12 protein-coding genes are annotated in these 13,203 nt (G+C 40.9%); 11 read left to right on the top strand and 1 reads right to left on the bottom strand.

Annotated elements, in window-relative coordinates:
- Positions 1-244 precede the first annotated feature (244 nt).
- From LIZ66_RS17825 to LIZ66_RS17875, 9 genes are all read left to right on the top strand, one after another.
- Positions 245-1,192, top strand: a complete 948-nt coding sequence (locus tag LIZ66_RS17825) for a 3'-5' exoribonuclease YhaM family protein (protein ID WP_118581317.1) — start codon at positions 245-247, stop codon at positions 1,190-1,192.
- A gap of 5 nt (positions 1,193-1,197) precedes the next feature.
- On the top strand, positions 1,198-2,577 hold the full coding sequence (gene rlmD / locus LIZ66_RS17830; protein ID WP_227201157.1) for a 23S rRNA (uracil(1939)-C(5))-methyltransferase RlmD: 1,380 nt from the start codon (positions 1,198-1,200) through the stop codon (positions 2,575-2,577).
- An 80-nt stretch (positions 2,578-2,657) separates the two neighbouring features.
- A complete protein-coding gene (locus LIZ66_RS17835; RefSeq protein WP_202030777.1) occupies positions 2,658-2,846 on the top strand; it encodes a tRNA (uracil-5-)-methyltransferase in 189 nt (62 codons plus the stop codon).
- A gap of 20 nt (positions 2,847-2,866) precedes the next feature.
- On the top strand, positions 2,867-3,556 hold the full coding sequence (locus LIZ66_RS17840; protein WP_117494501.1) for a response regulator transcription factor: 690 nt from the start codon (positions 2,867-2,869) through the stop codon (positions 3,554-3,556).
- Entirely contained in the window at positions 3,532-4,797 is a 1,266-nt protein-coding gene (locus LIZ66_RS18625; RefSeq protein WP_264467182.1) for a sensor histidine kinase, read from the top strand. The genes LIZ66_RS17840 and LIZ66_RS18625 overlap by 25 nt, the downstream gene beginning before the upstream one ends.
- A gap of 113 nt (positions 4,798-4,910) precedes the next feature.
- The gene (locus LIZ66_RS17860) at positions 4,911-5,585 is read left to right on the top strand and encodes an ABC transporter ATP-binding protein (protein ID WP_006426335.1); all 675 of its coding nucleotides are present in this window, start codon (positions 4,911-4,913) and stop codon (positions 5,583-5,585) included.
- Entirely contained in the window at positions 5,582-8,011 is a 2,430-nt protein-coding gene (locus LIZ66_RS17865) for an ABC transporter permease (protein WP_173771804.1), read from the top strand. The genes LIZ66_RS17860 and LIZ66_RS17865 overlap by 4 nt, the downstream gene beginning before the upstream one ends.
- A 133-nt stretch (positions 8,012-8,144) precedes the next feature.
- Positions 8,145-8,516 carry a TnpV protein gene (locus tag LIZ66_RS17870; RefSeq protein WP_173735086.1) on the top strand — a complete coding sequence of 124 codons (372 nt, stop codon included), beginning with the start codon at positions 8,145-8,147 and terminating at the stop codon, positions 8,514-8,516.
- 318 nt (positions 8,517-8,834) lie between these two features.
- Positions 8,835-9,596, top strand: coding sequence for a helix-turn-helix domain-containing protein (locus tag LIZ66_RS17875; RefSeq protein ID WP_173735085.1), 762 nt, complete (start codon positions 8,835-8,837; stop codon positions 9,594-9,596).
- Positions 9,597-9,643: 47 nt separating this feature from the next.
- On the opposite strand, the gene LIZ66_RS18825 is transcribed toward LIZ66_RS17875, so the two are convergent.
- A complete protein-coding gene (locus tag LIZ66_RS18825; protein WP_302199063.1) occupies positions 9,644-9,784 on the bottom strand; it encodes a hypothetical protein in 141 nt (46 codons plus the stop codon).
- A gap of 230 nt (positions 9,785-10,014) precedes the next feature.
- Here LIZ66_RS18825 and LIZ66_RS17885 point away from each other — a divergent pair, with 230 nt between their 5' ends.
- Positions 10,015-11,094, top strand: coding sequence for an ROK family transcriptional regulator (locus LIZ66_RS17885; RefSeq protein ID WP_227201159.1), 1,080 nt, complete (start codon positions 10,015-10,017; stop codon positions 11,092-11,094).
- A 634-nt stretch (positions 11,095-11,728) separates the two neighbouring features.
- On the top strand, positions 11,729-13,123 hold the full coding sequence (gene ltrA / locus LIZ66_RS17890; RefSeq protein WP_227201158.1) for a group II intron reverse transcriptase/maturase: 1,395 nt from the start codon (positions 11,729-11,731) through the stop codon (positions 13,121-13,123).
- Positions 13,124-13,203 lie beyond the last annotated feature (80 nt).

Raw genomic sequence — 13,203 nt, forward strand, 5'->3', positions numbered from 1 at the left:
GGAACGTTGCGACGCGCGGCGGTGAATATACATTGTGAAATCGCGTCCGGGATAATGACCAACACATTAAATAGCAAATTTGTAAACAATAATTACTGCACACCTTATTGTACATGATTTTCAAGGACTTGAAAAGGAAAAAGTGGGGAGAAATTCATAAAATGTTCATAAATATTTGTTATGATACAAAAGATTGTAATGTCTGGGAAAACGGACGTGTCTTTTTTAGAAAGGGAAGGAAATTATGCGTTTTTTAAATGAGTTGCATGAAGGCGACCGGATCAGTGGCATTTATCTGTGTAAGCAGAAGCAGCCGGCTGTGACCAAGAACGGAAAGCCTTATGAGAATATTATACTCCAGGATAAGACTGGAATGATGGATGGAAAGATCTGGGATCCGAATTCTCTTGGAATTGATGATTTTGACGCACTGGATTACATTGAAGTCATGGGAGACGTGACCAGCTTTGCAGGAGCTATGCAGCTGAATATCAAGCGTGTGCGCAAAGCAGGCGAGGGTGAGTACAATCCGGCAGATTATCTTCCGGTAAGTGAGAACAGCACGGATGATATGTATACCCAGCTGGTTGCCATGATCGGCACTGTGAAGAATACCTATCTGAATACACTTTTGAAGAAACTGTTTATAGAGGATAAAGAATTTTTGAAATCTTTCGAGGAGCATTCCGCAGCCAAAACCGTACATCATGGCTTTATAGGCGGGCTGATGGAGCATACTTTAAGTGTTGCCAGGCTTTGTGATTATATGGCATCTGCTTATCCGGTGATCAAGCGAGATATGCTGATCACAGCAGCACTTCTTCATGATGTAGGAAAGACAAGAGAACTTTCTTCTTTTCCACTGAATGATTATACAGATGAGGGACAGCTTCTGGGCCATATTATAATCGGAGCACAGATGATTCATGATCTGATTAAGGAGATACCGGACTTTCCATTGGATCTGGAGAACCAGCTGGTACATTGTATTCTGGCACATCATGGCGAACTTGAGTACGGTTCCCCTAAGAAACCTGCTATGGTAGAGGCAGTTGCTTTGAATCTTGCAGATAATACAGATGCCCGCATGGAGACTCTTACCGAGATTTTTGCAGCAGATAAGAGCAAGAAAGAATGGCTTGGATTTAACAGAATATTTGAATCTAACTTAAGAAAGACAGGAGAATGGTAATCTTTATGGAGTATCGTAAGAATGATATTGTTACGTTAAAGATTGAAGATTGCGGAATTGACGGTGAAGGTATCGGAAAGGCTGATGGCTTCACCGTTTTTGTCAAAGATGCAGTAATCGGAGACACAGTCCGCGCAAAGATCATGAAAGCGAAGAAAAATTACGGTTACGGAAGATTGGAGGAGATTATCACCCCATCTCCTGACCGTGTGGAGCCGAAGTGTCAGTTCGCAAGACAATGCGGAGGTTGCCAGCTGCAGGCCCTTTCTTATGAGAAGCAGCTGGAATTTAAGACTTCCAAAGTCAGGGGACATTTGGAGCGGATTGGCGGCTTTACAGATATTCCTATGGAGAAAATCCTGGGAATGGACCGGCCTTTCCACTATAGAAATAAAGCGCAGTTTCCAGTTGGAAAGTCAAAAGACGGCAGAATTATTACCGGATTTTATGCCGGCCGTACCCACAGTATTATTGAGAACCGGGATTGTGCTCTTGGGGTAACACGGAATAAGGAGGTTTTGGATCGTGTGATCGCTCATATGGAGAAGTTCCACATCCAGCCGTATGATGAGAATACTGGCAAGGGCTTAGTGCGCCATGTGCTGATTCGATATGGCTTTTTTACGGACGAGATGATGGTCTGTCTGATCATTAACGGGGAGAATCTTCCTGGCGAAGAGGCTCTGGTGAAATCCCTTCGTCAGATTCCGGAGGCTGTCAGTGTGATGGTAAATGTGAATAAGAAGCGAAATAATGTGATCCTTGGGGAAAAGGTGCGGCTGCTCTGGGGACAGCCATACATTACAGACAAGATCGGAGAGATTTCCTATCAGATTTCGCCGCTGTCCTTTTTTCAGGTAAATCCTTACCAGACAGGGCGTCTTTATGGAAAAGCACTGGAATATGCACAACTTTCCGGAAATGAGACTGTGTGGGATCTTTACTGCGGAATTGGAACAATTTCTCTGTTTCTTGCACAGAAGGCAAAGATGGTAAGGGGCGTGGAGATCATTCCTGCTGCCATTGAGAATGCTAAAGAGAATGCGCGCCTGAACGGATTTGATAATACGGAATTTTTTGTGGGAAAAGCAGAGGAAGTGCTTCCAGAGCAGTTTGCCCGCACTGGTGAGCGTGCTGACGTGATTGTAGTAGACCCGCCGAGAAAAGGCTGCGACGAGACCTTGCTTTCTACCATTATCAAAATGCAGCCCGACCGGGTAGTTTACGTAAGCTGCGACAGCGCAACTCTGGCACGGGATTTGAAGTATCTTTGTGAAAGAGGCTACGAATTGAAGAAAGTCTGCCCGGTTGATATGTTCCCGAATACGGTGTCGGTGGAGACGGTTGTTCTTTTGTCCCAACTGAAACAAAAGCCGGATGATTAGATTAATGTCACGATTGAACTTGATGATATGATATAACATCTGCAGAGACTAAGGCTACATATGATGAGATAAAGAAATATGTGGCTGAACATAATGCCGGCATGAAGGTTTCCAATCTGTATATCTCACAGGTAAAGAGAAAATGCGGAATTGAGGTTGGAAAGAATTATAATTTACCTAAAAATGAAGATAGCAGGCAACCGCAGTGTCCAGAAGATAAAGAGAGTGCAATTGTGGAGGCATTGAAGCATTTTAAGATGAATAGTTAATAAAGAGAGGTGCAGATGCTATGCCAGGTATACTCGTGGTTGAAGATGATGAAAATTTAAATCGTGGAATTACATTCTCACTGAAAAAATCCGGATATGAGGTTTTTTCAGCAGAATCAGTGAAAAAAGCGAAAAGAATTGCAAGTGATAATAATGTGGATGTTACCATTTGTGATGTGAATCTTCCGGATGGGAATGGACTGGAATTTGTAAGGTGGATGAGATGCAATTATAATACATACATTATTTGTCTTACAGCACTAGATCAGGAGATGGATCAGGTCATGGGATATGAAGCAGGGGCAGATGATTATATTACAAAGCCGTTTAGTCTTTCGGTACTTCTTTTGAAAATAGAAGCATATTTCCGTCGCAGACAGGAGAAAACGGAAGCCGGAAAGATGATTTCGGGAGATATCGTATTTATCGCAGGAGAAATGAAAGTCCTGATAAAGAGTCGTGAAATCAGTCTGACAAAAACGGAGTTGAAAATGCTGACTTTTTTTCTTCAGAATCCGAAACAGATTCTTTCAAAAACACAAATATTGGAAAATGTGTTTGATCTGGAAGGGGATTTTGTGGATGAAAATACAATTGCTGTCAATATCAGAAGACTCCGTGAGAAAATCGAAGACAATCCGGCTGCACCGGTCTATATAAAGAATATCAGAGGTCTTGGGTATATATGGAATCAGGAGGTAAGGCAGTGACAAAGAGATATCGCAAGAAGATTACAGTAGTGCTCTCCTTGGTATTACCTGTCATATTATTGTTTGCAATATTAAATTGCTTTACCACGTATGTGTTTTATGAAGATTATAAATATAAAATGAATCTTATGACAGAGATTGCTGCAAAGGAAGAATTTTCCGGGCTGGATGCTGTTTCGGAATTGCTTAAGGATAAGGATATTGAAACCAACGAACAGGGAAGGCGATTATTGGAGCAATATGGATACTGGGGGAATAAAGGGAATGCATTTTATTCGCAATTCCGGCATCAGGTTATGGTGACCGGTGCTGTAAGCACTGTGATATGCGTGCTTCTTTTGACTTTTTTACTTTATTGGAAGAAAAAAGAAGATGCGTGTCATCAGAAAATTTTAGACCAGTTGGAAGAAATTCTGATCAGATTCCGTGAAAATAAATTTGATGATTTACTGAAAACGGAAAATCATGCAGAACTGGAAAAATTGAATGACCAGCTTGAAGCAATCGGACATCATATTCAGTTGATAAAGGAAGAAGCAAGGGCAGAAAAGGAGAACACGAAAGAAATGGTTTCTGATATTTCTCACCAGTTAAAGACACCGGTTGCAGCTTTGGATACATGTTTTAGTGTGCTGATGCAGAATGACTTAAGTGCCACAGAACAGGAGGAGTTTCGTATCCGTTGTCGGAGTGCTCTGGATGGACTGGAGACATTATTGCAGTCGCTTCTTGAAATATCCAAGATGGAAACTGGACTGATTCAGATTAATAAGAAAAAGCTTCCGCTTATGGATACTGTCATATCTGCTGTGAACCGCACTTATCCCAAAGCGGATGAGAAAGAAATTGAATTCGTTTTTGACTATGAAAAAGAGCTGGAAACATGCACGATTATGCAGGATAAAAGGTGGCTTGGTGAAGCTGTGATCAACGTTCTGGATAATGCGGTCAAGTACAGTCCGTGTGGTTCAAAAATATTTATCCGGTTACAAAAAAGAAACGATCTTGTAAGAATGGAAATTGAGGATCAGGGAATTGGTATTCCGCAGAATGAGTATCACAAAATTTTTCAACGATTTTACAGAGGAAGTTCCAGGGAGGTCATGGAAAAGAGTGGTACAGGAATCGGACTTTTTCTATCGAGAGAAATTATCGAAAAACACGCAGGTACGATCACGGTAACCTCCGGCAAAAAGAAAAAAGGAAGCACGTTTGTGATTCAATTACCATATGTTGGTTAAATTTTAAGTGAGCAGAAATCTTACAATTCTGTAAGACTTCTGCTCGTTTTTTGAAAGTGAAATGAAAGATTGTCCTGATACAATCTGGATGTAGGATGAAAAGGAGGCAACACATGAGTGTGATATTAGAAACCAAGCAGCTTTGTAAGTTTTATGGCGCAGGTGAGAATCAGGTCAAAGCGGTCAATCAGGTGGACATTCAGATTGAGCAGGGAGAATTTGTCGCAATTGTTGGAAAGTCAGGTTCCGGTAAAAGTACATTACTTCATATGCTTGGAGGGCTAGACACCCCGACAAAAGGCAGTGTTACTTTAGCAGGGAAAGATTTATACAGGATGAAGGAAGATGCCCTTGCTGTTTTCCGCAGAAGAAAAATCGGATTTGTTTTTCAGGCATTTAATCTGGTTTCATCTGTTAATGTCTGGGAAAATATTGTACTGCCACTGGGGCTGGATGGAAGAAAAGTGGATGAAGCGTATGTAAATGATATTATTGCAACTCTGGGGATTGAAAACCGGATTTATAATCTGCCAAATCAGTTATCCGGAGGACAGCAGCAGAGAGTAGCAATTGCAAGAGCACTGGTGAATCGTCCGGAAATTATATTTGCAGATGAGCCGACAGGAAATCTTGATTCTAAGACCAGTGATGAGGTAATCGCTCTGCTTAAGATGACAGCAAAAAAATATGGACAGACAATTGTAATGATTACCCATGATGACGAAATTGCACAGGTCGCTGACCGTATTCTGGTGATTGAGGACGGACAGGTGGTGGATTTCAGATGAAGACAATAAGCAGGATTGCATATAGCAATGCCAAAAAGAACAAGACAAGAAGTATACTGATTATGATGTCCATATGTCTGACTACGATGCTGCTTGTGATTATCAGTACTGTGGGAAATGGAATGATCCGTTTGCAGAAAAGTCAGGCGGCAAGCTCATATGGAAGCAATTATGGCCTGTTTATCGCCGCAGATGGTACGCAATTAAAAGAAGTGGAACGCAGAGCTGAGATATCTGATATCGGCATCATGTGTACGGAGGGCATCCTGAAAGGAAATGAAAATGGCGGCTTTGTCAGTGCGGATGAAACGGTCAGGAAAATGCTTCCCTATAATCAGGAATATGTGTTGAAGGAAGGTACCTATCCGGAAAAGGCGCAGGAAATTGCCGCAGGACGCGCTTTCTTTGATGCAGTGGGATACCATGATGTAAAGGTCGGAGACATCGTAACATTGGAGTACCGTTCCGGCATGCAGTCGGAATACGCACCGGTGGAATTTACTGTCAGCGGGATTTTATATGACCGGGATGAATATACCATCGAGGCTTCCTATGTTGTATTCGGTTCGCAGGATTTTTATAATGAGCGTGTTGCGGAGGGTGACAGGCAATATAATATCTATTTTACCTTGAGCGATTCTGCAAATGTATCTATGAATAATGTTGCGCCTGTTATAAAAGAAATCGCGGATTTCTGCGGCATTGACCAGAAAAACGTGATCATCAATGACCTCTACCTGCAGTGGGTATTGCAGCCGAGCTATGAAATGATTGTGGTTTGTGGAACCCTGATCCTCGGAATCGTGCTGTTTTCCGTTGTGGTCATTTATAATATCTTCCAGGTCGGGATCGCCCAGAAGGTTCAGGAGTACGGAAAAATCAAGGCGCTGGGTGCAACCAGAAAGCAGATGAAGCAGTTGATCTTTCGTGAGGGCATTCTTCTGGCGGTTCTTTCGATACCGCTGGGGCTGCTGTTTGGTTTCCTGATTGCAAAAGTCAGTTTCAACTGGCTGGTGGAGCAGGGAAATCTGGTATCGTCCGGAATCAAGAACCATCAGGTGCCTCTGTTTTCACTAACAATTATGCTCATCTGCATTTTTGTATCGTTTCTTACGGTCGTTTTGGCTCTGCGCAAACCCATGAAAATTGTTTCCCGGATTTCACCAATCGAAGCGACACGGTATCTTGACGGCTCCAAAACGCAAAAACAGGGCAGACGAAAAGGCAGAAAAGATGTCACCGTTTTCTCCATGGCAATGGCAAATGTGACAGGCAATCCGAAAAGAACCATTGCTACGATTCTTACCATGGGGCTTTCCTGTGTATTGTTTGTAATTATCTCTAATTATGTTGGAAATATTGACCCGGAGTACGAGGCGCGGATTGCAATCAACCATGGACAATTTGAGTTGCAGCTGGATTATTCCCAGAATTATGATGAAGCCTATTCGGAGAATAATCTGGACACAATCCTACAGAACAACCCACTGAATGATTCATTGATTAAAGAAATCAAATCCATCCCCGGTGTAACGGATGTACTGACGAGAGAAATCGTCTCTGCAGATCTGAACGGAACAAAATTTCCGGTTGCAATCGTAAATCAAGAGGATTTTGAAATGATGCGCGGGGATGGCGATATCGGTTCCATGGACTATGCACAGGCTGTCAAAAACGGGGATGTTTTCTTTGGCTGGTCCATGTGGATGGAAGCTGACGGGTATTCTGCGGGTGCACCGATTACATTCAACTTTGATAACGGAAGCGGAACCTATACCTATCATGGAAAAATCGCAGGCTCCTTTGTAAGCGCGGACACTTATCTGGTCATTCCGGAAGAAGTATACCGCTCTGTAGATCCGAAAGGGACATCTTATGGATACCTGTGGGTGGATTGTGCTAAAAAAGATGTGGCATCTGTAGAGCAAAGCCTGAATGACCTGCTCTCCGATACTTCTCATATCAAGCTGAACACCTATCACGCAGAATTGCAAACTGCAGAATACGCAAGCCGTATGATGAAGCTTGGCTGCTATCTGTTCATGGCAATTGTCGGTCTCATTGGGTTTATGAATCTGGCAAACACCATGATCATCAATATCACCACGAAGAAGCAGGAATATGGTGTATTACAGGCTGTGGGTATGACAAATAAACAATTAAATTTATGCCTGCAGTTACAGGGACTGATTTTTACGGTTGGCACCATATGTGTAGCACTTATCGTTGGTCTGCCACTTGGCTATGCGCTCTTTGCCTATGCAAAGCATAATGGAATATTTGGAATGAATGTCTATCATGTTCCAATTACACCAATTCTTGCTATGATTTTGCTGGTCAGTCTTTTGCAGATTGTGCTTTCCCTCGTTTTAAGCAGTAATCTGAAAAAGGAAACGCTGGTAGAAAGAATAAGGTATCAGGGATAGCAAGTAATATGTAATGAACTAGGTCTTAACGAAGAGGAGAAATAGATAACTTCCATTTTGTATGCTATCAAGGCTGTCCTGAAATATTTTGCGATGATCTAAGAATATCGCTGATTTCAAGGAGGAATAACACATGAAAAGCACATTTGAAAAAATAGGTGGAACCTACACACTGGGAGCAGACGGAATTTACTATCCGAATCTTGTCAGTACAGATGAAGAACCGCATTATGGGAAATATGGAATGATTCGGAAAACGTATCTGAAGGAGCATCGTCCGGCAATGTATTCTCTGTATATGTTGGAAGACAGATTAACAGAACATCTGAATGCTGTGGACGATGAAGCACAGGAGAGGATGGATATTCTGGTGCGTCAGATGATGGAGAAGCAAGGCGTTACGGAAGAATTGAAAGCTCGTGATCAGATGGTGTGGGTTGGAGCTGTAAATAATATCCGGAATGCAGCAGAAGAGATTGTGTTAAAAGAACTGATTTACAGGTAAACAAAGAGCTGAACAAGTAGGACGAAAAATCCTGTTTGTTCAGCTTTTGTGTTTATAAGGGGCCAAAGAAGCAAATTACAATTCTATAGAAAGTGATCTTTTCTAAGTTTCGGAAGGCTGGTTTTTTCCGTCATAGTTATAAGTTGACGATTTAATTATTCCATAGTATGGCTTAAAAAATATTCGAATATAACTTTATAGAAATAATCATAATGGGGAGATTATTTGATGAATTATGTGCTAATATTCTGCAATTCTACTGCTGGTCGATTGATTTATGCACACTCTCATTATAATATGTGTGCAGGAGGTGGATATATGTATCAGATTAGTAATGAAAAATTCGGTTTATTTGTAACCGAATTAAGAAAGGAAAAGAATTTAACTCAAAAGGATTTGGCTGAAAAATTATATGTATCAGATAAAACAGTTAGCAAATGGGAACGTGGTCTTAGTATGCCCAATGTCGTATTACTCATACCAATAGCTGATATATTAGATGTTACCGTTACAGAATTGTTACGTGGAGAAAAAATAGATACACAGAAAAATATTGAAAAAAAAGAAATCGAGGAATTGGTGGTAGGCTCTCTCGATATGGCTGTTAGGGATTCTATTCACCAGCATAGAAAAAACTGGATATTAGCATATTTGTTATGTTTTTTTATATCTATTACAGAAATTATTATGTTAGTTGTATCTGAAAGTTCGTTAGCTGAGATGAAAGGGGATATATTGCTGGTTACAGGGGGAATGCTTTTATTTGGTGCATGGTTTTGTTTCTTTGCAAAAGACATATTACCAACATATTATGATGCCAATAAGATAAATTATGTTTCACAAGGAATTTTTAGAATACATCTAGTTGGTTTATCTTTTAACAATGAAAATTGGATATACATCTGCACAACTTTAAAAATATGGACACTTGCAACGGTTGTTCTATATCCTCTTGCAGGTATTATAATAATCAATTGTTTCAATATAGCTTTATGGGATATTTTGAATAAAATTTTCTTAATTATGATATTAGGTGGTATGGTAGTTTCGATTTACATTATTGGGAAAAAATACGAATAATTAAATTACCTGTTATCGTTGTGGATAGTACTAATTTACAACATTCTTCATGGGAAATATGGAATGATGCAGAAGAGTGGTTCTGTTTCATAGGCTTTGATTCCGGTTGGCGTGACGGTGTTTGCTGTTTTCATATTGCCATAGCCATGATCTACAGCGATGATTTTTGTGTTTCTGAGTTCTCGCATAAAAAATACCTCCGTTTTCGTATTGATTGATTCAGCAGGCTGTACCGGTGTGGTACTGCTTTGCTGTGAGATAAGCATACGAAAATCGGAGGGAACAGTAACTATTTCTGAATGCAGCAAATTTTTATTATAGAACATTACTTTACAAGAAGAATAAAAAAGCATATAATTCTTTTATAATATATTTAATAAAAGAGGGTAAGAAAACGGAAAATAAAGATAAAAAAAATATAACAAGAAAAAAAATAATTAATTATGTTCTAAACAATCATGTTACATCCAAGGCAGAAATCGCAAAAGAGTTAAACTTGAGTATGCCGACTGTGTTAGCAAATGTGAATGACTTGTTAGAAAAAAGGGTGTTGGAAGAAACTGGGGAATATGCTTCAACCGGTGGAAGGAAGGCAAAAAGTATAGGGATTAATAAGTCATACTGTCATGCAATGGGAATTTTGATTACAGCGAATCATATAGAAATGGTATTAGTAAATCTTGGAGATGAGATTATAAAAAAAGATCGCATCCGTTTAAAATTTACGGCTGAATTATCTTATTGTACAGAGGTGGCACAAAAGGTCAAAACTTTTCTGGAAGGCGAAGTAGCGAAGGACACGCTACTTGGGATTGGAGTGGCGATTCCAGGAATTATTGATCAGAAAGAACGGATTGTTTTAAAATCCCATGCTTTAGGTATAGAGAATTATAGTCTGCGCTTTTTAGAGCAGGCTCTGGAAATTCCAGCATATTTTGAAAACGATGCTAATGCTGCAATGCTTGCAGAAAAAAAGCAAAAGTATCCAAATGCGATATATCTGTCTTTGAACCACACATTAGGAGGTGCATTCTGCATAGATGGAAAGCTGTTTCGAGGGCAGAACCAGAAAGCAGGGGAGTTTGGTCACATGATACTCGTTCCCGGTGGAAGAAAGTGTTATTGTGGTAAATCAGGATGTGCAGATGCATATTGTGCTGCAAGTGTACTGACAAAAGATAACAGGCAGTCACTGGATGCATTTATGGAAAAAATTGAAAGTGGTAATGAAAAAATTTTGCAGAAATGGAATGAGTATCTGGATCATCTTGCTGTTTTGATATCAAATCTGCGGATGGCATATGATATGGATATCATACTAGGAGGTGATGTGGGAGGTGTATTGTCAGATTATATGATACCACTGGGAGAAAAAGTGATAGCATATAATGGCTTTGAGCACGATGTTTCATACTTGAAAAATTGTTCGTATAAGAAAGAAGCGTCAGCTGTTGGAGCCGCGAAATACTTTTTCACAAAACATATGGTAGAATTGTAGTAACTGTTCACAGGTAGGAATTTTCTGAACTGAAAATTCCGTACGGTACAGCTCCCACTGACAGGTTGCAAAGCGAATGCGGATGTCCGCTTTATATGTGTGAAAAACGATAAGTTGTGTAAAATTAAAAAAAGAAATTATAGTAAAAAACGGAAAGAAAACAGTAACTACGGTTTCCTTTCCGTTTTTTTGCGTGGTGCGCCTGGCGGCGCACGTTTCTAACGGGTTAAAGTCCCGAATCCGCCCGGTAGTGGGAAGGATATAGCCGAAGGCAAGGGTGTCCATCGTGAGGTGGAATCTGAAGGAAGCCGGATGTGGGAACAGACTAACCCCGGGCAAATCTCTGGTCTGACGAACAGAAATCTCATATAAGGTTATGCATGAGGGTAAGACTGCCACCCAAGTCAAAGCCCAATAACTACACGGAATCCTGCGTGATAAATGAGGCAGATGGATGGAGAGGAAGAAACGTGTGGTACCCAGGGAGGTCTGTGCGGTACGCCTTGAAAGAGGTAACCATTGCATAAAGCAATGCTGAACGCACAGAAGTCAGCAGAGGTCATAGTAGCCGAGAGGTGAAGGACCGAATCAGTAGGAATCTTAAGTATGACCGAGAAAGGAGGAATGACCGTCTATGGCAGAAAACATTGAAAACAATGACTGTTCGCAGAGAGATAGTGCGGAACACGAAGGGTATGCAAAAGCGTCTAGGTCATTCAATCGGATATGGAAAGAAAGAGACAGTGCACAGCCGAGACTTTTGGAAGCGATACTGTATAAAGACAACTTTAACAGAGCGTATAAGAGAGTCAAGGCAAACAAGGGAGCGCCAGGAATTGATGGCATGACCATTGAGGAGGCTCTTCCATATCTAAAGGAACATCAACAAGAGATAACCGACCGCATTTATCGTGGAAAGTATACTCCGTCTTCAGTAAGACGAGTTGAGATTCCCAAACCAGATGGTGGTGTGCGAAAGCTTGGCATACCAACAGTGGTAGACCGTACACTTCAACAGGCAATAACCCAACAGTTAGTGCCAATCTATGAACCGCTGTTTGCAGAGGGTAGCTATGGCTATCGTCCGAACAGAAGTGCAAAAGACGCAATACTTAAGGTTAAGGAGTATGCCGAACAAGGCTATACATTTGCTGTAGTCCTTGACTTGTCAAAGTACTTCGATACTCTTAATCACGAAATTCTCATCAATCTTCTCCGAAAGAATGTAAAAGCTGAACGTGTAGTACAGCTGATAAAGCGCTATCTGAAGAGCGGTGTAATGGAAAACGGAGTAGTCATTGACACAGAGGAAGGCTCGCCACAAGGTGGAAATCTATCACCGTTGCTGGCAAATGTCTACCTCAATGAGTTCGACCAGGAATTCTTGAAAAGAGGTGTTCCATGCATAAGATATGCAGATGACATCGTGCTTCTTGCAAAGAGCAAGCGAGCATCAGAGAGACTCTTGGAAAGCAGTACAAAATATCTTGAGGAGAGGCTGAAACTTACAGTCAACCGAGAAAAGAGCCGTACTGTCAGCGTGTTTGCAATCCGAAATTTTAAATTCCTTGGCTTTGCATTGGGAAGGAACGGAAAAGGCATTTATGTCCGAGTTCATACGAAGTCATGGAAGAAGTTTAAGTCTAGACTGAAGGAGTTATCTTCCCGTAAGCGATGTCAGTCAATCAAGCCAAGCCTTGAGAAGATTAAGGTATATGCGAGGGGATGGCTTAACTATTACGGAATTGCAAGTATGAAGAACAACATAGATGACGTCAACGGATGGCTCTATCACAGAATACGTATGTGTATATGGAAACAATGGAAATTGCCCAGAACAAAGAAGAGAAATCTGATAAAAATGGGAATCCATGAATATTATGCGAACATGGCGGCAAACTGTCGAAGGGGACACTGGTATTGTGCCAATCTGACGACAGTTAAGAAAGCCATGACAAAAGAAAGACTGATAAACAGTGGCTTCTATGATTTAGCCACAGCCTATCAGTCTGTGCACGTCAACTATTGAAACCGCCGTGTACCGAACGGTACGCCAGACTGTCTAACAATTAAGAAAAATGCTATAATAAAACTACCAAATACAGTATC

The organism is Blautia faecis (assembly GCF_020554845.1).
GTDB classification, from domain to species: domain Bacteria; phylum Bacillota; class Clostridia; order Lachnospirales; family Lachnospiraceae; genus Blautia_A; species Blautia_A faecis.

What these genes read in the sequence shown, in the direction of transcription:
- LIZ66_RS17860 (WP_006426335.1), top strand. Translation starts at nt 4,911, where the DNA reads ATGAGTGTGATATTAGAAACCAAGCAGCTTTGTAAGTTTTATGGCGCA.
- LIZ66_RS18825 (WP_302199063.1), bottom strand. Translation starts at nt 9,784, where the DNA reads ATGCGAGAACTCAGAAACACAAAAATCATCGCTGTAGATCATGGCTAT.
- LIZ66_RS17875 (WP_173735085.1), top strand. Translation starts at nt 8,835, where the DNA reads ATGTATCAGATTAGTAATGAAAAATTCGGTTTATTTGTAACCGAATTA.
- LIZ66_RS18625 (WP_264467182.1), top strand. Translation starts at nt 3,532, where the DNA reads ATGGAATCAGGAGGTAAGGCAGTGACAAAGAGATATCGCAAGAAGATT.
- LIZ66_RS17825 (WP_118581317.1), top strand. Translation starts at nt 245, where the DNA reads ATGCGTTTTTTAAATGAGTTGCATGAAGGCGACCGGATCAGTGGCATT.
- LIZ66_RS17840 (WP_117494501.1), top strand. Translation starts at nt 2,867, where the DNA reads ATGCCAGGTATACTCGTGGTTGAAGATGATGAAAATTTAAATCGTGGA.
- rlmD (WP_227201157.1), top strand. Translation starts at nt 1,198, where the DNA reads ATGGAGTATCGTAAGAATGATATTGTTACGTTAAAGATTGAAGATTGC.
- ltrA (WP_227201158.1), top strand. Translation starts at nt 11,729, where the DNA reads ATGGCAGAAAACATTGAAAACAATGACTGTTCGCAGAGAGATAGTGCG.
- LIZ66_RS17870 (WP_173735086.1), top strand. Translation starts at nt 8,145, where the DNA reads ATGAAAAGCACATTTGAAAAAATAGGTGGAACCTACACACTGGGAGCA.
- LIZ66_RS17865 (WP_173771804.1), top strand. Translation starts at nt 5,582, where the DNA reads ATGAAGACAATAAGCAGGATTGCATATAGCAATGCCAAAAAGAACAAG.